This window comes from Desulfobacula sp., from assembly GCF_030145145.1.
GTDB lineage: Bacteria > Desulfobacterota > Desulfobacteria > Desulfobacterales > Desulfobacteraceae > Desulfobacula.
This window is the reverse complement of record NZ_JAQYWD010000019.1, coordinates 19,069-38,336: the sequence shown is the minus strand read 5'-3', so window position 1 is coordinate 38,336 and position 19,268 is coordinate 19,069. Positions and strand designations below refer to the sequence as shown.

General features: G+C 49.2%; 20 protein-coding genes. 10 read left to right on the top strand and 10 right to left on the bottom strand.

Translation table 11 applies throughout. From position 1 onward, the window contains the following. Positions 1 to 50 precede the first annotated feature (50 nt). From Q1Q15_RS12260 to ltaE, 9 genes are all read left to right on the top strand, one after another. Entirely contained in the window at positions 51 to 644 is a 594-nt protein-coding gene (locus Q1Q15_RS12260) for an amino acid synthesis family protein (protein WP_300460186.1), read from the top strand. A 20-nt stretch (positions 645 to 664) separates the two neighbouring features. Next, positions 665 to 1,150 (top strand): 2Fe-2S iron-sulfur cluster-binding protein, encoded by a 486-nt coding sequence (locus Q1Q15_RS12255; protein WP_300460183.1) that lies wholly within the window; start codon positions 665 to 667, stop codon positions 1,148 to 1,150. After that, positions 1,143 to 1,997 (top strand): FAD binding domain-containing protein, encoded by an 855-nt coding sequence (locus Q1Q15_RS12250; RefSeq protein WP_300460180.1) that lies wholly within the window; start codon positions 1,143 to 1,145, stop codon positions 1,995 to 1,997. Before Q1Q15_RS12255 ends, Q1Q15_RS12250 begins: the two co-directional genes overlap by 8 nt. Next, a complete protein-coding gene (locus tag Q1Q15_RS12245) occupies positions 1,994 to 4,276 on the top strand; it encodes a xanthine dehydrogenase family protein molybdopterin-binding subunit (RefSeq protein ID WP_300460179.1) in 2,283 nt (760 codons plus the stop codon). Before Q1Q15_RS12250 ends, Q1Q15_RS12245 begins: the two co-directional genes overlap by 4 nt. A 42-nt stretch (positions 4,277 to 4,318) precedes the next feature. After that, positions 4,319 to 5,023, top strand: coding sequence for a bifunctional nicotinamidase/pyrazinamidase (gene pncA, locus Q1Q15_RS12240; protein ID WP_300460176.1), 705 nt, complete (start codon positions 4,319 to 4,321; stop codon positions 5,021 to 5,023). A gap of 104 nt (positions 5,024 to 5,127) precedes the next feature. After that, a complete protein-coding gene (locus Q1Q15_RS12235; RefSeq protein WP_300460174.1) occupies positions 5,128 to 6,288 on the top strand; it encodes an amidohydrolase family protein in 1,161 nt (386 codons plus the stop codon). Positions 6,289 to 6,327: 39 nt separating this feature from the next. Continuing rightward, positions 6,328 to 7,851: a 4Fe-4S binding protein gene (locus Q1Q15_RS12230; RefSeq protein ID WP_300460171.1), complete on the top strand. Its 1,524-nt coding sequence runs from the start codon at positions 6,328 to 6,330 to the stop codon at positions 7,849 to 7,851. Continuing rightward, entirely contained in the window at positions 7,848 to 8,708 is an 861-nt protein-coding gene (locus tag Q1Q15_RS12225; RefSeq protein WP_300460169.1) for a hypothetical protein, read from the top strand. The genes Q1Q15_RS12230 and Q1Q15_RS12225 overlap by 4 nt, the downstream gene beginning before the upstream one ends. Before the next feature lie 93 nt (positions 8,709 to 8,801). Then, positions 8,802 to 9,809 carry a low-specificity L-threonine aldolase gene (gene ltaE / locus Q1Q15_RS12220; RefSeq protein ID WP_300460167.1) on the top strand — a complete coding sequence of 336 codons (1,008 nt, stop codon included), beginning with the start codon at positions 8,802 to 8,804 and terminating at the stop codon, positions 9,807 to 9,809. Here ltaE and Q1Q15_RS12215 read toward each other — a convergent pair. The 7 genes from Q1Q15_RS12215 to Q1Q15_RS12185 all read right to left on the bottom strand — a co-directional run bounded on the left by Q1Q15_RS12215 (position 9,793) and on the right by Q1Q15_RS12185 (position 15,815). Then, positions 9,793 to 10,230, bottom strand: a complete 438-nt coding sequence (locus Q1Q15_RS12215; RefSeq protein WP_300460164.1) for a cereblon family protein — start codon at positions 10,228 to 10,230, stop codon at positions 9,793 to 9,795. The two genes, ltaE and Q1Q15_RS12215, sit on opposite strands and share 17 nt — an antisense overlap. 277 nt (positions 10,231 to 10,507) lie before the next feature. Further along, positions 10,508 to 11,311 (bottom strand): glycerophosphodiester phosphodiesterase family protein, encoded by an 804-nt coding sequence (locus tag Q1Q15_RS12210; protein ID WP_300460162.1) that lies wholly within the window; start codon positions 11,309 to 11,311, stop codon positions 10,508 to 10,510. Positions 11,312 to 11,322: 11 nt separating this feature from the next. Next, positions 11,323 to 12,606 (bottom strand): citrate synthase, encoded by a 1,284-nt coding sequence (locus Q1Q15_RS12205; RefSeq protein ID WP_300460159.1) that lies wholly within the window; start codon positions 12,604 to 12,606, stop codon positions 11,323 to 11,325. Positions 12,607 to 12,688: 82 nt separating this feature from the next. Further along, positions 12,689 to 12,937 carry a zinc ribbon domain-containing protein gene (locus Q1Q15_RS12200; RefSeq protein WP_300460156.1) on the bottom strand — a complete coding sequence of 83 codons (249 nt, stop codon included), beginning with the start codon at positions 12,935 to 12,937 and terminating at the stop codon, positions 12,689 to 12,691. A 59-nt stretch (positions 12,938 to 12,996) separates the two neighbouring features. Then, a complete protein-coding gene (recN, locus tag Q1Q15_RS12195) occupies positions 12,997 to 14,703 on the bottom strand; it encodes a DNA repair protein RecN (protein ID WP_300460154.1) in 1,707 nt (568 codons plus the stop codon). Beyond that, the gene (locus Q1Q15_RS12190) at positions 14,663 to 15,625 is read right to left on the bottom strand and encodes an iron transporter (RefSeq protein ID WP_300460152.1); all 963 of its coding nucleotides are present in this window, start codon (positions 15,623 to 15,625) and stop codon (positions 14,663 to 14,665) included. Before Q1Q15_RS12190 ends, recN begins: the two co-directional genes overlap by 41 nt. A 7-nt stretch (positions 15,626 to 15,632) precedes the next feature. Then, complete coding sequence (locus Q1Q15_RS12185) at positions 15,633 to 15,815, bottom strand: conjugal transfer protein TraB (protein WP_300460150.1); 183 nt, start codon at positions 15,813 to 15,815, stop codon at positions 15,633 to 15,635. Between the two features lie 172 nt (positions 15,816 to 15,987). Here Q1Q15_RS12185 and Q1Q15_RS12180 point away from each other — a divergent pair, with 172 nt between their 5' ends. Further along, positions 15,988 to 17,142, top strand: a complete 1,155-nt coding sequence (locus Q1Q15_RS12180; protein ID WP_300460341.1) for a TraB/GumN family protein — start codon at positions 15,988 to 15,990, stop codon at positions 17,140 to 17,142. 54 nt (positions 17,143 to 17,196) lie between these two features. Here Q1Q15_RS12180 and Q1Q15_RS12175 read toward each other — a convergent pair whose 3' ends face one another. The 3 genes from Q1Q15_RS12175 to Q1Q15_RS12165 form a co-directional block, all read right to left on the bottom strand. Next, positions 17,197 to 17,631 (bottom strand): rhodanese-like domain-containing protein, encoded by a 435-nt coding sequence (locus Q1Q15_RS12175; RefSeq protein WP_300460147.1) that lies wholly within the window; start codon positions 17,629 to 17,631, stop codon positions 17,197 to 17,199. 92 nt (positions 17,632 to 17,723) lie between these two features. Continuing rightward, positions 17,724 to 18,842, bottom strand: coding sequence for a multiheme c-type cytochrome (locus Q1Q15_RS12170; RefSeq protein ID WP_300460145.1), 1,119 nt, complete (start codon positions 18,840 to 18,842; stop codon positions 17,724 to 17,726). Positions 18,843 to 18,851: 9 nt separating this feature from the next. Continuing rightward, the gene (locus Q1Q15_RS12165) at positions 18,852 to 19,067 is read right to left on the bottom strand and encodes a hypothetical protein (protein WP_300460143.1); all 216 of its coding nucleotides are present in this window, start codon (positions 19,065 to 19,067) and stop codon (positions 18,852 to 18,854) included. Positions 19,068 to 19,268: the final 201 nt, after the last annotated feature.

Below are 19,268 nucleotides of genomic sequence, written 5' to 3'. Positions count from 1 at the left end.
TAGCTTAACAGCAGTTATCATTTATTTTAACCATAAAGGAGTTACATAAAATGACTGACACCAAACCGCAAATTCGAACCATTTATACCATCGTTGAAGAAACCTGCATTGATGGGGTAAAAACATTGGAAAAACCGACCCGGAAAGCCGCCTGCGCCGTTGTTTTTAAAAATCCCTATGCCGGTCAGTACCAGGAAGATTTGTCATTGCTGTATGACTGGAGTGGCGAACTGGGCGATCTATTGACAAAAAAGGCGGTGGCCGCCCTGGGTATTGCACCGGAAGCGGTCCAGAGCTATGGCAAAGCCGCTATTTCAGGCATGGCAGGTGAACGGGAGCATTGTGCCGCCCTCATGCATCCGGCACTGGGCAAACCCATCCGGGCCAATGTCGGCGGTGGAAAAGCACTCCTGCCCTCGGCAAAAAAACTGGGGGCCCCCGGGACTGCCATTGATCTTCCCCTGGGCCATAAAGATGCCGCCTTTGTCCGGTCTCATTTTGATGCCATGGAAGTAAGGATCCCCGATGCTCCCATGGACGATGAGCTGGTCCTCATTGTGGGCGTTACGGATTCCGGCCGCCCGGCACCACGGGTGGGGGGACTGACTGTGGATGAAATCAAGGGCGAAGATGGATTGAGATAATGAATATCCACAGGGTTCACATGACATTTGAGATAAACGGGCAGGAACATACCCTGGACATCCCTGCTGATATAACAGCCCTTGAGGTGATCCGGTCCCTGCTGGGATTAACGGGAACCAAGGAAGGGTGTGGTATCGGCGAGTGTGGGGCATGTACCATTGTTGTTGACGGCAAGTCTGTTAATTCCTGTCTCATGCTGGGTGCCCAATTGGACGGCACAAAGGTATTGACCGTGGAAGGGCTTGCCACCGAGGCGAGCCTGGCTCCCCTTCAGGAGCAATTTATGAAAAACCATGGGGTTCAATGCGGCTTTTGCACCCCCGGCATACTGATGAGTACCCATGCTCTGCTGGAGGAAAATCCTGATCCTGACACTGAAGAAATTTCCAAAGCCCTTGCCGGTAATCTTTGCAGGTGCACAGGATACCAGCAGATTTTTGCTTCAGTAAAGGCTGCTGCAACGGCTTCACGGGACGACAGGATAACAGGGGGAAAAAATGGCTGATTTTAAATACATACGACCCGATAATCTGCCAGAGGCCCTCGATTTTTTATGGGACAATGGACAAGACACAGCGATCATTGCCGGGGGGACTGACGTCATGATTGATGTAAAATCCGGGAAACTGGATAAAAAATATCTGCTCGATATCAGTCGGCTGGATGAATTAAAGGGGATTGAACTCAATGGTCGAGACCTTTGTGTGGGTTCCGGCGTTACCCTTTCTGAAATATATACCTCAGCCCTCCTGGCATCAAATGCCCTGGCACTTCAAAAATCCGCTGTAAACTTTGCCGCCAGGCAGATTCGAAATATCGCAACCATTGGCGGCAACGTGGCCCATTCTTCCCCCTGCGGCGATACTGTCCCTTCGTTGCTTCTCCATGACGCCATTGCGCTTGTGGCAGATAAAAAAGGGATCCAACATATCCCAATGGAACAGATGGCCACAAGCGCTTATATGTCTTCTCTAACGCCCCAACAGATCATCGTTAAATTCATTCTTACCCCCTATCAGGACGGGTATGCTGATTTTCAGAAAATCGGCAGAAGAAAGGAACTGGCCATCTCCAGGATGAGTATGGCCGCGTTTGTAAAAAAAGACAGCACCGGCAGGATATCCTTTCTTAAACTGGCCCTGGGTGCCTGCACACCGGTTCCCTGCAGTATGGGAGCGGTGGAAGCCTTTTTGACAGGGAAAGTCCCGACCCGGGAACTGTTATGGGAAGCCGGCGGACTTCTGGCTGAACGGATGATTGAAATTACAGGAAACCGGTCTTCAACGATCTATAAAAAGCCTGCCGTGCAAGGCCTTTTCATGCGAATCTTATTTCCGATGGTGGGATCATGAAATCAGAATACAACTCAATAGGTAAAAATATTCAACGCCGGGATATCGTGGAAAAACTAACGGGGCAGGCTAACTTCTGTGCCGATATCGCCCTGAAAGATGCCTTAAGCCTCAAAGTGTTGAGAAGCAGCCGTCACCACGCCGTGATCGATAAGATAGATGTCTCGGATGCGCTGAAAATCCCGGGTGTGGTTAATGTTTTTACTGCCGCTGATATCCCGGGTAAAAATCTGATGGGCATCATTAACAAGGATCAACCCCTGCTGGCCCATGACAAAGTCCGTTCGTTGGCAGACCCCGTGGCCCTTGTGGCGGCACAGACCGATGAGATAGCACGGCAAGCAATAAAGGTGATCAATGTCACCTACACGGATCTTGAACCAATCTTTGACATTGAGGCGGCCCTGGCCCCGGGGGCGCCAAAAATACATAAAAAAGGCAACACGCTTTTTACGCGCAGGATAAAGAAAGGGGATGCCGGGACAGCATTTGAGACGTGTCATACCATCATTGAAAAAAAATATATGACCCATGCGGTTGAGCACAATTATATCGAGCCGGATGCCGGAGCCGGATATGTGGATGAAGATGGAACCCTGGTGATCTATGCCTCCACCCAGAATCCCCACTATGACCACAAGGAGGTCCAGGGATTCCTGGGCCTGAAAGATGATCAGGTCAGGATTATCCAGGCCGCCACCGGCGGTGGATTCGGCTCCAAACTGGATCTGAATGTCCAGGGCTTTATCGGCCTTGCCCTTTATCACCTGAAACAGCCGGTCCGCTATGTTTACACCCGGGAAGAATCCTATCTGGCCACGGCCAAACGTCATCCGTTTACCATTCATATGAAAACCGGAGCGGATAAAAACGGGAAACTCAAGGCCATTCACATACGGGCATATTGTAATACAGGCGCTTATGGATCCTACGGCATTGCCGTGGCCAGCCGGTCAGCTGTCCACGGTACGGGGCCCTACGAAATTGACCATGTGGATATTGAATGCGCCTGTATTTACACCAATCAACCCTTCTGTGGGGCAATGAGGGGGTTTGGTGCGCCCCAGATGGCCTTTGCCCATGAAAGCCAAATGGATCTCCTGGCGAAAAAACTGGGAATGGATCCCATGGAGATCCGAATGCTCAATGGGTTTAAAAAAGGATCAATCAACGGTACCGGCCAGCAGCTGATAGACAGCGTGGGCTACCCAGAGTGCCTGGAAAAAATAATGCCCTATTATGAAGAGGCATTAACGAACTGGGTAACTGAAAAAACAACCCCCTTTACAAAACGGGGCATTGGAATTGGCGGCATGTGGTACGGTATTGGTAATACAGGGGTTCAAAATCCATCCACCGCCCGGATTGAACTGGATCAAAACGGCAGGGTGATCCTGTATACCGGGTGTGCCGACATCGGTCAGGGGTCTTCCACTATCTTGACCCAGGTGGCCGGGGAAGTACTGGGGATTGCCCCGGAAGCCATTCAACTGGTGGTGGGCGACACTAAATTCACCACCAATGCCGGTGCCACGTCCGCCAGCCGCCAGACCTATATTTCCGGAAACGCGGTGAAGGATGCCGCAGAACAGCTGGCCCGGGTTCTTTTGACGGAAGGGGCCAACAAGCTTAAAGTGTCCAAAACGGCTTTGTCGTTTGGAGATCACAGTCTGCAGATTGCCGGCCACCCTGAACGATCCGTGGCCTTTGACTGGCTTGCCAAAAGGATACACGAAAAAGGGGTCTCCCTGTCCTGGCAGGGATACTTTGATCCTGAAACCATACCATTGGATCTTGAAACCGGCCAGGGATCACCCTATGCCACCTATGCCTTTGCCTGTCACCTGGCCCTGGTGGAAGTGGATGTCCTTACAGGGCAGGTGAGTGTCAAAAAGATCGTGGCAGCCCACGATGTGGGCCGGGCCATTCATCCTGAAAATGTGATCGGTCAGATTTGCGGGGGGGTTGCCATGGGGGTCGGGTTTGCCCTGATGGAAGCGTTTGAATTCGGCAAAACCCTTTCCATGAAAGATTATCATATCCCCACCTGTGCAGATATGCCGGAAGTGATTCCCATTATCGTCGAATCTGTTGAACCCACAGGGCCTTTTGGCGCCAAAGGAGTGGGGGAACCCGCATTGATCCCCACGGCACCCGCCATCCTGAATGCAGTGAGCCATGCCCTGGGCAAGCGGCTATACAGCCTGCCGGCAGACCTGGAAAGTGTGTTACAGGCAAGCATCGACTCGGGTCATTTTGGTCCAGAGGAAAAAATGTAACGTATTCCGTTGACCTTAACCGTAAAAAAAGGAGATTTGGTTATGAAACACATCATTTTAATTATCGCAGCAGTGTTTTTTGGCGGAGGATTTCTGGCCTTTCACGCAACCCCATCCGTTGCCGGTGAAACCACAGGGGTTATTGTGGTGGATATGCAGGGTGATTTTACCACATGGAAAAACGGCTCCCTGGCCGTTAATGGGTCTGATAAGGCCTTTGTGGATAAAGTAAAGGCAGCAACCCGGGCCCTCAGCGAAAAAGGATACCTCATCTTTGCTACCCAGGACTGGCATCCGGCAGATCATATGTCATTTTTTTCCAACCATCCGGGCAAAAAACCCTTTGAAGTCATCCAGGTCGATGGAAGAACCCAGGTCTTGTGGCCGCCCCATTGTGTGCAGGGAACGGAAAATGCCAGGGTACTGGTGGACAACAACCGCTTCATGGCTGTCGTAAAAAAGGGAAAAGATCCTAAATATGACAGCTACTCGGGTTTCCAAGATGACGGCGGGGCAAAAACAGAGATGGATTCAATCCTGAAAAGAAATGGGGTGCAAAAGCTCATTGTTTACGGTATCGCCACAGACTATTGCGTGAAGGCAACGGCGATAGATGCTGTCCAGGCCGGATACGATGTTACCGTCATAGAAGAATTGTGTAAGGGGGTCGCCCCGGACACATCCGTAAAAGCATTACAGGAAATGAAGGATAAAGGGATCACCCTGGTAAAGGCACTGCCGTTGTAAGGCACCTGCCGGGATGTAAGGGGTTTCAGACGGTTTAAGGGGAAAAGCCATCTCCATGCTTGTCCTGGGGCCCCTGTAAACAAGGAATAAGGAGAAAAACGATCATGTCTAGCGTTCTGATTAATAATATTGGTACCATTGTGAGTGGTGATATTCAGCATCCGATTCTTGAAGGGAATGCCATCCTGATTCAAGACGGGAAAATAGCAAAGGTAGGGAAATTAGAGGATTTTGGGCAGGTGACTGCCGAAACAACCATTGACTGCAATGGCACCACTGTCACCCCGGGTCTGATTGATTCCCACTGTCACACGATCCTGGGGGATTATACCTCCCGCCAGAATCAGTCCGGATTCATCGAAAGTGAGCTTCATGGCGGTGTCACCACCATGATTTCCGCAGGAGAAGTCCATCTGAAGGGACGTCCCAAAGACCCTGCCGGTGTGAAAGCCCTGGCAATCCTTGCGTCTAAATCCTTTGCCAATTTCAGACCCGGGGGTGCCAAAGTTGAAGGCGGTGCCGTTATCTTGGAAAAAGGGCTGGTCCGGGAAGATTTTATGGAAATGGCCAAAGAAGGGGTTCACATTGTCGGTGAAATAGGACTGGGATCGGTTAAAACCCCGGAAGATGCATCACCCATGGTCAAATGGGCCAGGGAATGCAACATGACCATCATGATGCATACCGGCGGAACCTCTATCCCGGGCAGCAGCACCGTCACGGCTGAAATGGTGATGCAGACGAATCCGGATATTGCCTCCCATGTCAATGGGGGCCCCACGGCTGTTTCCTTTGAAGAAATCGAAAAACTGGTGGAAAACAGTGATATGGCACTGGAAATTGTCCATTGCGGCAATCCCCTCATCGCCGTTAAAGCCGGAAAACTCTTTGCGGAAAAAGATGTCCTGGACCGGGTGATCATTGGAAATGATGCACCTTCGGGCACCGGGGTCGTTCCCCTGGGTGTTCTCCGGGTGATTAACCACCTGGCAAGCTTGACGTCCATTACGCCGGAACAGGCCATTTGCATGGCCACCGGTAACACCGCCCGGATCCATAAGCTCCACCGGGGGGTGATTGAAGCGGGCAAAGAAGCCGATCTTGTGATCATGGACAGCCCCATGGGATCCGTGGGGAAAGACGCTTTGTCAGCCATTAAGGCGGGTGATGTACCGGGTGTGGCCATGGTCCTGGTCGATGGTAAAATTGTGGTGAACACCAGCCGGAACACGCCCCCGGCGACCCGTAAACCCATTATCCTATAGCATTGGCCATGATACTCATGGACCTTCAGGAGAAGTGTTGTGCAAATCAACCCGGAATTATGTAGCGGATGCGGTTTCTGCGTGAGGGACTGCCCGGTTGAAGCCGTAACCATTGTCAAGAAAAAAGCAAAAATTGATACGGTAAGGTGTACCCATTGTAATGTCTGTTTCCGGGTATGTCCTGAAAATGCCGTCATTGCCACCGATGATGCCCCCCAGGGAAGTATTGCCTGTGATGCCTGCCCCATCAAATGCCGGGTGCCTGCCGATGCTCTGGGGGCGTGCCAGCGATATATCAATGAAAACGGGGTGCTGGTAAGGACAACACCGGTTCACACCTTTGATGATGTCAAAGACCAAGTGGGACCGGAACCTTTAGAAGCCATACGGCACCCGGTTATCACGGCTATTGGATCGGGCACCACCTACCCCTGCTGCAAACCGGCACCCTATATTGTGAGTGAACGACGAAATGACGTTGATGTGGTCACCGTTGTCACCGAGGTCCCGTTGAGTTACAGCTCTGTCCTGGTTAAAGTGGATACAGACGTGAACATCGGTGCAGAAGGTGCTGCTATTCTTGTGGGAAAAAGAGTTGTGGGAATGGTTGAAACCGAACAATACGGGTCCAAGATGCTCCACATCGGGGGGGTAAACCGGCTCACCGGGGAAAATGGATTTGTGGTGGCCAGAACCATCACGGATATTGCCAACAAAAAAGAAGTGAAACTGAAAATTGAAAACGGGAGCCGGCTCAAACTCCAGGTGGGAAAACCGCCAATGATCAATGGCAAATCCGCCGGGAAAATGAGGGTGGGATGCGGCAGCGCCATGCTGGGAATTTTTACCCCGTTGCTCAGCAGTGTGGCAGATGAGGTTATTGTCCTGGATTCCCATGTCACAGGGCTTATGAGTGAACATGTGGCAGGCAGTTATGCCGGTGTCAAGCCTTCCGGTATCTCGATTAAATTTCAGAAAAGTACGCCGGGTCGATATTTTGGAGATCATGGTACCGGATGGGGATCCACCTCTATCCAACATCCCGAGGATATTGTCAAATCCATTGATCTTTCCATTGCCAGGGAAGGGTTGACCCTGCTCATTACAGAAACAACCGGCCAGAACATGGCCATGTTCAAGGTCGACCACCAGGGCGGACTTGATAGCATTCCCCTGACGGACAAGGCCAAATTTGCCCTTAAAACCATTGGAGATTCTTGTGAACCCTCCCTGGTGTCGGCCATGTACACGGCCGGGACCGGTGGCAGTGCCAGGGCCGGTGTAACGAAATTTCCCATTAAACTGACCCGGGCAGTGCAGGATTGCCGGGCCAACCTCACCATCGGGGGCGCCCAGACGTTTGTCATGCCCGGCGGCGGTATCTCTTTTATCGTGGATGTGAACCGGGTAAAATCAGGCGCGTTCTATTGGACACCGACACCTGCGACCATATGTCCGGTGGAATATACCATGACGACAACGGACTATGAGGCCATTGGCGGACATATTGAGGCCATGAAACCCTTTACGGCACAAGAACCGGACAACCTGTCTTCCCCATGACAGATCAACTCATTGTAACGCTGGAAGACCAAACGGGTGTGATGGCTGAAAACGGTCCCATGCGGATCATTATTCAGGCATGGGATCACAAACAACCCCAGGCCCGTCTGGCGTTCAAGGCAGCTGAATTTGCTTTTGCCTGCCTGGAACAGGTGGCAGCCCACCATGACATTCTCAAGCAGGTTCACTGTCACCTGCCGGATGAGTTACCACCCATCCCCCGGGTTATGGTGGAAAGTGTCATGGCCACAGGAGAAAAAGACCTGACCCCCATGGCCGCCGTTGCCGGCAGCATCTCCGATGCAGTGGCTGACTGGCTGTTTAACCGGGGAATGAGCCGTGTTATTGTGAATAATGGAGGGGATATTGCCATACGACTGGCAGAAAACGAAACAGCCAGGGTCGGTATCAGGACCCATATTCAACAATCGTCTATCTCCCATATTGTGGAATTGTCATCCCGGCACCCTTCCTGGGGAGTGAATACCAGTGGGTTGGGGGGCAGAAGCCTGACCCGGGGAATTGCCTCTGCTGTCACAGCGTTTGCGAAAACCTCGGCCCTGTCCGATGCCACGGCAACCGCCATTGCCAATGCCTGTTTTGCCAGGGATGAGGCCATTGTCCAGGCCATGGCCCAAACCATTGACCCCTATACCGACATCTCAGGGATTCCGGTTACAGTGAAAGTGGGTCATTTAAAAACAAGCACTATCACCCAGGCCATGACCACGGCATTAACCAAAGCCGAACACTATATAAAAATGGGACTCATAAAAGGCGCCCTCATATCCGTGGGCAAAACCCTTGTGCTAACCCATGACTTCAATATCCGGATTGCCCCGTTGATATCTGCATAACGCAACTTTCGGTCCTCAGCAGGTATTGAAATCATGGCCAAATCATGGTAACTCTATAAACCTTAACCGAATTTATAGAAAGTTGAACCAAGAATGAAACCCATTGATTTAAGAAGCGATACCGTGACCCAGCCTTCGGCTGCCATGCGGGACATCATGCTGGCGGCACCTGTGGGAGACGATGTTTATGGAGAAGATCCCACCGTCAATGAACTGGAAACCCTTGCCGCAAAATTGCTGGGAACGCAACGATCCATTTTCTGCACCAGCGGTACCCAGAGCAATCTCCTGGCCCTGCTGACCCATTGTGAAAGGGGAGATGAGTATATTGTGGGCCAGCACGCCCATACCTATTGCTATGAAGGCGGTGGTGCGGCAGTCCTCGGCAGTATTCAGCCCCAGCCCCTGAATTTTGAGGCAGACGGCACCCTGGACCTTGAAACAGTATCCAAATTTATTAAACCCGATAATTTCCATTTTGCCCGGACCAGACTTTTCTGCCTTGAAAATACCCATGATGGCAAAGTATTGCCCCTGGACTACCTGAAAGCGGCCCGACGATTTGCCGATGACCATGGCCTGATGCTGCATCTTGATGGGGCAAGGGTCTTTAATGCTGCCGTAAAACTCAAGGTTGATGTCAAAGAGATCACCCAATATTTCGACACGATTTCCTGCTGCCTGTCAAAAGGTCTGGGGGCGCCGGTGGGGTCTGTCCTCTGTGGTTCAAAGGACCAGGTTAATAAGGCCAGACGATGGCGCAAGGTTCTGGGGGGCGGCATGCGCCAGGCCGGCATCCTTGCTGCTGCGGGCATTTATGCCCTTTCAAACAATATTCAACGTCTGGAACAAGACCATGACACTGCCCGAGCCCTGGCCAAAGGGCTGGCAGACATTGACGATATCCATATCGATGTTGACAGTGTTCAGACCAATATCCTTTTTGCCGATATCACAGCAGATATGGCATCCCTCGGTCAGTTTTTAAATGAAAAGGGAATCCGTATCGATAACAGCAATCATCTAAGACTGGTCACCCACCTGGATATTTCAAGGCAGGATATAGAAGAGACCATTGAGGCCTTTAGAGCGTTTTTTTGATAAGTGAATCTGTGGAAGGGCCCTGTTCTTTTAGCGCACCAAAGATCAAGCCAAAAAAACTGCTGTCTGGAGAAATATATTTCCAGCCCAACTGGAAATAGCAGTTTTGGCACAACTGAATCTGCCATGCATATCCTTTGAACCATGAATATCCATGGGAAATCTGCTCCACACCGATACACCCCGGCGCTTCCAGGAAACACCCCAGTCGGACCGGATACCCCAGGTTACCAAAAGTATAATCGTGACTGCCCCAGATTTCAATTCTTTGAGACACGGTTGTGACAGGGTGACCGCAGTCGGCACACACCAGCTCTATTTTCGATAATTTTGTGGCATCTTTCTCGTTAAAGGCCTCCCCTCGAATTTCCAGATATGTCAGATGATCCGATTTTCCCCATTCCATTTGATCAGAAGTCATGGTTTGTCCTTAAATATGGGTTGGTTATTCAATGAATCTTAAGTGTTCATATCACAAAAACAGGCCCAGCGGAATAGTCGAAAAAACTTACCGTTAACAAACCCTGCACACTCATTTTTTATATAACCCACATGTCGGCCTGCCGACACAACGAATAACGAAAATGGTATTATGCCGCCCCCGACGGCACAACAAAACATGAAAGTTATGAGAGGTGAGGGATGAGTATTGAGGGTGGCATAACTTCTCACTGCTCAAAACTCATAACGCACGACTTTCATATAAATGGCCGGGCAAACAATTGGGGGAAATCTGTAATAATACCGTCAACCCCCAGGTCGACAAATCGCAAAAAATCCTTTGGGTCGTTGACGGTAAACAGGTTGATCTTTTTACCCCTGGCTTTCAGTTCACGAATCTGATCCGGATCTATCAGGCCGGCATGGACATTATAAGTTGAAAACTCCCAAGCGCCAAAATCAAGGGAGTCCATCCTATTTTTTCCCACAAGTGCCTGGACTTCGATCTTTGGTTCTTTATCCATAATTCTGAAAAGCCAGTCATGGTGGAAAGAGGAAATAATCACCTGATCCAGTGGAATGTCGGTGCGGTAGATAGTGTCAAGTGTCCGGTCAGGCAAAGCGGTATCAAAGGGTTCGGAAAAAAACTGCTTCAGCTCAAGATTGACACGCCACTTGTTTTCCCGTGTAAACAACACCCCCTGCTCAAGGGTGGGAACGGTCTCATTTTTAAAGGCGGCCAGTGTGTCCCGGGGAATCTTCCCCTGTGCGACCTGCAAAAAAGGGTCCGTGTTCATAAAATAAGACCCGGCATCCAGGGACTGGATATCTGCCAGGCAAAAATCCCGGACACGATAAGACGATCTTGACGGGAATCTTGACGCCGCATTGGTGCACCTTAACAGCGTTTCATCATGGAAAAGAACCAGTTGATTATCCCGCGTGACGCTGACATCTGTTTCCCAGAGATCCGCACCGGATTCATATGCCGTTTTCGCAGCCGTCAAGGTGTTTTCCGGGGCAATACTTCTGGCCCCCCGGTGGGCGATCACCTGTACCATGGTTCCCTGTCCTAAGCCCGATTATCAATGGGAATATAATCCCGTTCCAGACTGCCCTCATAGATCTGACGGGGCCGGGATATTTTCATCTCCGGATCAGACACATCCTCTTTCCACTGGGCAATCCATCCCGGCAACCTGCCGATGGCAAACATCACAGTAAACATCTTGGTGGGAATCCCCATGGCCCGCAATACAATGCCGGAATAAAAATCTACATTGGGATACAGATTTTTTTCTTTAAAGTAAGGATCCTTTAATGCGGCTTCCTCTAATCTCTGGGCAATTTCCAGCAGCGGATCTGTTCTTTTCAGCTTTGAGAGGAGGATATCCCCCATCTTTTTCATGATCTTGGCCCTTGGATCATAGGTCTTGTAAACCCGGTGCCCGAATCCCATGAGCCGGAAAGGATCAGTCCTGTCTTTAGCCTTTAAAAGACACTCATTGATCGTCAACCCGTTCCGATGAATGACTTCCAGCATTTGGATCACGGCCTGGTTTGCCCCCCCGTGTAACGGCCCCCAAAGGGCTGAAATTCCCGCTGAAATCGTCGAGTAAATATTGACTTTACCACTTCCCACCACCCTGACAGCCGTAGTGGAGCAGTTTTGTTCATGATCGGCATGAAGAATCCAGAACACATTCAAGGCCCGGATCAGATCGTCATCTAATTGATATGGCACAACGACATTGTCAAACATCATGTTTAAAAAATTGGCACAATAACACAGGTCCGGCCGGGGATATACCACCCGTTCCCCCAATGAAATCCGATAGGCCATTGCCGCCATTGTCCTTATTTTTGAAATCAGGCGGAGATAGGTTTTATTCATCTCCTCTTCAATATCAAGAAGTTCAGGGTAAAAACTTCTCATTGCATTGATCATGGCAGAAAGAATGCCCATGGGGTGTGCCTTTGACGGATAATTCTGGTAAAACGCCTTCATGTTCTCATGCAGAGGAGAAAAATCATTCAAATACACGCTGGTCCGGGTCAATTCCTCCAGGGTGGGAAGTTGCCCTGTAATCAATAGATATGCCGTTTCTACAAACGTGGAATGTTCCGCCAGCTGCTCAATGGGGTACCCCCGGTGTCTTAAAATCCCCTTTTCTCCATCCATATAGGTAATGGCACTTCTACAGGTTCCCGTATTTCCAAATCCAGGATCAAACGTAATGTATCCGGTTTCCTGCCGCAGGCTTCTGATATCAATGCCCTTCTCACCTTCTGTCCCTATAATTACCGGAAGTATCACCTCTTTTCCGTCAATCACAAGTTTGACAACTTCTCTCATCAACCCTCCTTTACCTTAAGCAGATAAGGTACATCCAATTGAAAACATACCCCTAATACGATATACCCCTATCCTGCACTGGCTATCTTGTCTCACCCGGAACCGTATAGGTCTTGCAGGATCCAGTGGAACATTCTCGTTCCTGGGTTTGAACCCCGGTGGTGTGTCCGGCAGATGAACTTCCCATGGCAAAATTGGTTTTGGAAAGAATTCTTTCAAATTCAGTGGACTGACATTTGGGACACGCCACCGTATCATCATCATTTGAACCCATTACAATGACTTCAAAAAATTCTTCACATTTGGAACATTTAAATTCATATATTGGCATAATCGCTCCTTTTTCGAGATTTTCAATAATTCTATAATTTAACCAGATGTGGCTATTTGTCAAGATGATGCCTGTTCAAGAAGTTCCCTTGCATGGGTCAGGGTGGCATCTGTAATGTTTGTTCCGCCGATCATCCTGGCGATTTCTTCGATTCTTGCCATTCCCCTGGCCAGGGGGACAATGGTGGTAAAGGTACGGCCATCCACTACATTCTTGGTAATCCTGAACTGGCTTTGGGCATATTTGGCAATCTGGGCCAGGTGGGTAATGCAGATGACCTGATGCTTTTTTGACAATTGGGTTAATTTAAGGCCGACTTTTTCAGATATGGCCCCGCCGATGCCGGCATCCACTTCGTCAAAGATCAATGTCTCCAGAGACTGGGTCTTGGATAGAACCGCTTTTAATGCCAGCACAATTCTTGACAGCTCACCGCCTGAAGCAATCCTGACCAATGGCTTTAATGCTTCACCCGGATTCGGACTGAGAAGAAAACGGACTTTATCCATCCCGTCCGGCCCTATTTTTTCCCGGTCAGCAGTGGCAATGTCGTCGGGGCCCGTTGCCATGGCGTGGTCAAAGGACACCTCAAACTTTGCTTTTCCCATTTCAAGGGCAGCCAGTTCCAGTCCGGCAAGCCGGGACAATTTTTTAGCGGCTGTTTTTCTCAACGCCGATAGCTCCCTGGCTTTTCGGCTGATCTGTATCACAATCGTTTGACTCTCCTTTTCAAGCGATTGTATTCGGGCTTCCATATCAGTGGCTTGAGAAAGCTGCTGCTGAAGGACATCATAGGTTTCAAACAGCGCGTCAAGACTGGGGCCATATTTTCTTTTCAACCTGGAAATCAGATCCAGTCTTTGATCCGTCATTTCAAGGGAGGCAGGATCAAGGTCAATAGTAGACGAAAACTGTCTTAATTCATCGGCGATATCCTGTAAATCAAAAACAGTACTGGATAATTGCTCTAGTATTTTTTCAAGGGAGTCATCCGCTGCGCTTACTTTTTCCATGGCATTTCTTAAAAAAGACAATCTCTCGATGAAAGATCCTTCCCGGTCATGGATTTCATGAATAGAGCGATTGACCGCTTCAAATACTTTTGATGCATTTAAAAGGGTCTCCCGTTTTTTTTCAAGGTCATCATCTTCGTTGGGAAGAATGTGGGCATCTTGAATCTCATTGATCTGGAACTCTAAAAAGTCCTGTTCCTTTCTTTTTGCCGCCAGACGCTGGGTCAGTTCCCTGATCTCTCGCTTCAGCGGAAGAAGGGATTGATGAAGGGATCTGACTTCCTTTTTCAAGTGGATGGTCCCGGCAAATTCATCCAGGATATCCAGGTGGTTCTCTTCTTTTAACAACCCCTGATGGGCATGCTGGCTGGAGATGCCGGCAAGGTCCCGGGTAACCTGTTTTAAGAGATCCAGGGTGGACTGTCTTGAGTTGATAAAGACACGGCTTTTGCCGGAAGATGAAATTACCCGGCGAACAATCAAGCCGTCCGAGCCATCCATCCCCTGCTCTTTTAAAATAATGGCCGCCGTTGACCCTGCATCAATGTCAAAGAACGCTTCCAGTTCTGCACTGTCACAGCCGGCTCTCACCAGTTCCGCTGATGCCCGGGAGCCCAGCAGCAGGTTGACCGCCTCAATGATAATGGACTTTCCAGCACCGGTTTCCCCGGTCAATACGGAGAATCCCTCCTCAAATGAAATCTGGACATCATCAATGATCGCAAAGTTTTTTATGGTCAGCGCGCTTAACATAAAGCCTCCTTGCAGATAAAAAAAGTGAATACAGCCAGGTGGCAATGATGGCAGCAGCCAATCGGGGGATCCATAACCAGACGGCCGGCAGCCCCAAGGGCAGGAACAGGGCTGGATCTTCAATCATGGCATGGTTGATTCCAATGGAAAGATGGAGCCGGGTAAGGTCCTCGCGTTCAAAATCATTGGATTGTGTCTCTTCGACAATAACAGCAGACCCATAAGCCAACCCGAAAACGGATGCCGTCAGCCACAGCATCCCTGTTGAACGGTTCAGCCCCATAACACAGAGAACCGGAGATACCATTCTGGTGATAAAATTGATAATATGAAATGCTTTCGCCAGTTCGAGAATCACCATCAGCGGCATGATAATGCAAAAAATCTGGCCGACCAGTTTAAAGGTTCCCCAGCCCCATTGTTCGAGCATCACCATAAAGGATGTTGGTTCTCCCCCATAGGTTCCCGGGACAATGGCCCCGCCTGTTTCCGGCGTGACCCCCAACACCCGGGCACAAAAAAAGGTCACGACAAAGGCCATCAACACCCTGAAAAAAGCCGCAAAGAAAGGATTAAACCCGGAATTTCCCTGGACCATACTTTCCTGGATCAGATTATGGGATATCAACGTAAAAACGGCGATCAGGGTCATATGTGCCATGGCAAAGGGCATGACGGACAGGGCGGCCACGGTCCCGTAAATACCGGTAAAAAGACCAATGACCAAAACCAGGGCAGCCGAGGCCGGCAAAGACAGCCAGGTCATTACCGGCGTCATCAAAAAATCGAGTTTGTAGATAATGCCGTAATGCACCAATAATGCGGTTGCAAAAGAGATGGGGAGGATGATCTTCAGCAGCCAGACAAGCCCTTTCCACCCTTTTATCAGGCCCCGTCGTGTTCCGGATTTTATTTTTGGCAAGATATCTTTAGTCTTGTTTGTCATTGGAAGGGGCTGGCTTGATCACATTTTTCTTAACCGTTTCATCCACAGTGGTATAAATATCTTTAAACGATTCATGGATATTTGACGGAGAAAGTCGCCCCATCTCAATGAATTTAACGATAATCTCTTTTGTTGTTCTTAATATCTGTTCATCTATTGATTTCATACTATTCTAAATATCAAACCTCGTGATCAAGGTCAAGAATTTGGATGATTTTGTATTGCTATGAAAAATATAATGGTTATAATACGGGTCTATTTTAATTGCGTTGAAAGGTTAAATAAAATTCATGGAAACATCCCTGGACCCACCGGATAAATTGAAACAACAAGACAGAATGGTATCCCATATCTCCTGCAACGGTAAAACCATCATTTTAATCGGCACCGCCCATGTATCACGACAGAGTGCCCGGCTTGTGGAAGACACCATCCATGAGCAACTGCCGGATACGGTCTGCGTTGAACTCTGTCAGACACGGCTTGCCTCTCTCAAGGATGCGGACCGATGGCGAAACATGGACATTGTAAAGGTGATTAAACAAAAAAAAGCCCTGCTGTTGTTCATCAACCTCCTTTTGGCCTCTTTCCAGAAAAAGATGGCCGACAAATTCAATATCAAGCCCGGTCAAGAAATGATCAATGCCATCACAGCAGCAGAAAAAACCAATGCCTTAGTCGTTCCGGCGGACCGTGAAATCCAGATTACCCTTTCAAGGGTATGGCGGGGAATGGGGATGTGGGAAAAGATGAAACTCATGGTTTCTCTAATATTCTCTTTTGGGGCTTCGGAAGATATCAAGGAAGAAGATATCGAACAAATGAAACAGGAAGATATCCTGCAAACACTTTTGGCGGATGTCAAAAAAGCGCACCCCATCATTGAAAGATCCCTGATCGATGAAAGGGACCAGTTCCTGGCAGAAAAAATCAGGTCTGCGCCGGGCGAAAAAATTGTGGCTGTTGTTGGTGCGGCCCATGCACCCGGAATCAAACGATATCTGGCAGGCAGCGAACGGATCGACCTTGATGCCCTCAATACCGTTCCCCCGGCGGGCAATACCGGGAAAATTTTAAAATGGGCGATTCCGGCGGCCATTTTATTCCTGTTTGCCGCCGGTTTTTTGATGGAAGGAAAAAACGCAGGCGCCGACATGATCTGGATCTGGATCGCGGCCAACGGCATTTTTGCCGGCATTGGCGCCATGATAGCACTGGCGCATCCCCTGACCATTATTTCATCAATTATTGCCGCCCCGTTAACCTCTTTAAACCCCATGATTGCTGCCGGCTGGGTGGCAGGACTGGTGGAAGCGTTTTCAAGAAAGCCCAAGGTAAAAGATCTTGAAGACATTCCAAAAGATATTGTGTCGATAAAAGGCTTCTGGCACAATAATGTGACCCGGATTTTGCTGGTGGTTATTTTCACCAACCTGGGATCCGCCATCGGCACCTGGACAGCTGTACCCTTGATGCTGAAACTGATTCACTAATCAAACAGGCTCAAAAGATTTCCGATCAAATTCAACACTGGCATCATCCGCCGGTTATTCGACGGGATACCCGGCCTTTTCCCAGGCCATCCAACCACCGTTCATGTTGGTTGCATTTTTATACCCCATCCGGCAAAGGGTGCAGGTGGCCAGGCATCCCCTCCCCCCTTTCTTGCAGTACATAACAATGTCAGTGTTTTTGTCGGGAATTTTTCCACTCACCTTGAACTCCAGCAATCCCCTTGGGATATTCATTGCCCCGGGAATATGACCCATTTTAAATTCCTTGCTGGTCCGGCAGTCTACAAACAGGGGGCCTCCCTGATCAAATAACGTCTTTGCTTCGGATACAGATACCTCACAAATCGTCTTTTTTGCCTCGGCCACCATATCCTGGGATGTCAAGTCAGCGGCCATGCTGGCCTGAGCGGTCAAAATCATGGCTGAGAAAAAGGCCATCACAATTGCATACAACTTACATTTTTTCATACCATTTCCTCCTTTTGATGAAGCGGTTTAACTGCCGGCAGATACTCATACCGGCAGCCATAAGCATTACGGGTAGTGGCGGTATCCTCCGCCTATTTATTACGTCTCGTTCTGGGGATTCGATCCATTGGAACGATGACGGGATTGTTGGCCCTTACATATTTTTCTTCAACATCCGTGTTCTGGAGAAACAATGCTGTATTTCCATGACAGGCATTACAGGTTTTGTTCTGAGGCGTTTGCCGCCTGATATTGTGCGGGGTTGCAAACTTCCAGGTGGGGAGCCGATCAAAATTTTTAAGGCCATTGTCCACATAAAATTTAAAAGAATCCATATCCACTGGAACGTGCCGAACCGTCACAAAGGTTTCAGGCCTTTCTTTGGATTTCAAGGGGTTCAGACCGATCTTAAACTGCATGTCGGATTTTGTGGTCTTATAGAACTTAAAGCCCTGCTTATCTTTTCCAAAATGGCAGCCATAACAGGTTTTATACGCCTGGGAATGACAGACCTGACAACTCACCTGGTCTTTATGAATCCAGTGATTTTTAACATTTTCAGATGATGCATCATAGATCTTTGTATGGCAATCCAGACACTTGGGTCCATTTTCCACTTCATAGCGGTTCCCAGGCACCTTGCTGGTCCCGTGCATCTCTTCGCCGGTATGGCACTTGTTACATTTAAAGTATTTTTCTTTATGGATGTCTGGTTTGAGCCCCTTATTTTTACCGAGATACTCTTTTCCAATTCGACTCCCGTGACAGGCCGTACAGACCTGCTGCATGGGGGGTCTTTTTTGAAACAGGTGCCCTTCCAGCAATCCCCCGCCCACGGATTCCGGACGACTGATATGGCATTGCCCACAACTGCTGTGGCAGGAATTGCAATGGCCTTCCCTGGCGGCATCTACTTTTTGATGCACGGCCGGTTCCGAATCCGCCCGGATGTCGATGGCGGTTTTCATCGGCATCAGGCTCACGTGAAGGCTGGTGGTATAATTCTCTGCAACCGCCTCATGACATACGCCGCAGGCACTGGAAGGATCAGGATAAGACGGATCTTTAACCACACCAATATGGGCCTTTTGCCAATCCGGTTCACCCGGGTCGCCGCCATGACATTCCTCACAACCAAGTTCACCATGATTTTCATCCTCGGCAATCTCACCATCAATAAAAATTTTTTCATGCGCAGCCAACGGCTCCACTTCGCCGCCTCAGCCCTCACCGGATGTTTCAATGGAACCACCGGGTTTCCCTTTGTTTATCCGGGAAATCTCCCGTGTGATTTTTATCAACTTTCGTGCATTTGTATGGCAGGTAAAACAAAAATTTTGTGTGTCTGAGGCGTGGACCCCGGGACTGTTATACGGCAAAAAAAGAACCCCAGCCAAAATTACGCCCAAACACGTTTTAATTTTAATGGCGCTCATGAGAACCCTCCAAAATGTTGTAAATCCATTTTTCTTTGCATGAAGATCATCCGTTTCAGCTCTTTATCACAGCCACGCATTCCATTGATGATGATTCGTAACCGCAGATTAAAATAAAAAGACCTGCTTAACCATACAATCAGCAATAGTCGTACCAAAACGACATTTAACGCCAACTAAAATATAACCGACTGAAATAAT

What these genes read in the sequence shown, in the direction of transcription:
- Q1Q15_RS12200 (WP_300460156.1), bottom strand. Translation starts at nt 12,937, where the DNA reads ATGCCAATATATGAATTTAAATGTTCCAAATGTGAAGAATTTTTTGAA.
- Q1Q15_RS12185 (WP_300460150.1), bottom strand. Translation starts at nt 15,815, where the DNA reads ATGAAATCAATAGATGAACAGATATTAAGAACAACAAAAGAGATTATC.
- Q1Q15_RS12165 (WP_300460143.1), bottom strand. Translation starts at nt 19,067, where the DNA reads ATGAGCGCCATTAAAATTAAAACGTGTTTGGGCGTAATTTTGGCTGGG.
- Q1Q15_RS12245 (WP_300460179.1), top strand. Translation starts at nt 1,994, where the DNA reads ATGAAATCAGAATACAACTCAATAGGTAAAAATATTCAACGCCGGGAT.
- Q1Q15_RS12260 (WP_300460186.1), top strand. Translation starts at nt 51, where the DNA reads ATGACTGACACCAAACCGCAAATTCGAACCATTTATACCATCGTTGAA.
- Q1Q15_RS12205 (WP_300460159.1), bottom strand. Translation starts at nt 12,606, where the DNA reads ATGAGAGAAGTTGTCAAACTTGTGATTGACGGAAAAGAGGTGATACTT.
- Q1Q15_RS12255 (WP_300460183.1), top strand. Translation starts at nt 665, where the DNA reads ATGACATTTGAGATAAACGGGCAGGAACATACCCTGGACATCCCTGCT.
- Q1Q15_RS12210 (WP_300460162.1), bottom strand. Translation starts at nt 11,311, where the DNA reads ATGGTACAGGTGATCGCCCACCGGGGGGCCAGAAGTATTGCCCCGGAA.
- Q1Q15_RS12235 (WP_300460174.1), top strand. Translation starts at nt 5,128, where the DNA reads ATGTCTAGCGTTCTGATTAATAATATTGGTACCATTGTGAGTGGTGAT.
- Q1Q15_RS12175 (WP_300460147.1), bottom strand. Translation starts at nt 17,631, where the DNA reads ATGAAAAAATGTAAGTTGTATGCAATTGTGATGGCCTTTTTCTCAGCC.
- Q1Q15_RS12250 (WP_300460180.1), top strand. Translation starts at nt 1,143, where the DNA reads ATGGCTGATTTTAAATACATACGACCCGATAATCTGCCAGAGGCCCTC.
- Q1Q15_RS12225 (WP_300460169.1), top strand. Translation starts at nt 7,848, where the DNA reads ATGACAGATCAACTCATTGTAACGCTGGAAGACCAAACGGGTGTGATG.
- Q1Q15_RS12215 (WP_300460164.1), bottom strand. Translation starts at nt 10,230, where the DNA reads ATGACTTCTGATCAAATGGAATGGGGAAAATCGGATCATCTGACATAT.
- recN (WP_300460154.1), bottom strand. Translation starts at nt 14,703, where the DNA reads ATGTTAAGCGCGCTGACCATAAAAAACTTTGCGATCATTGATGATGTC.
- pncA (WP_300460176.1), top strand. Translation starts at nt 4,319, where the DNA reads ATGAAACACATCATTTTAATTATCGCAGCAGTGTTTTTTGGCGGAGGA.
- Q1Q15_RS12180 (WP_300460341.1), top strand. Translation starts at nt 15,988, where the DNA reads ATGGTATCCCATATCTCCTGCAACGGTAAAACCATCATTTTAATCGGC.
- ltaE (WP_300460167.1), top strand. Translation starts at nt 8,802, where the DNA reads ATGAAACCCATTGATTTAAGAAGCGATACCGTGACCCAGCCTTCGGCT.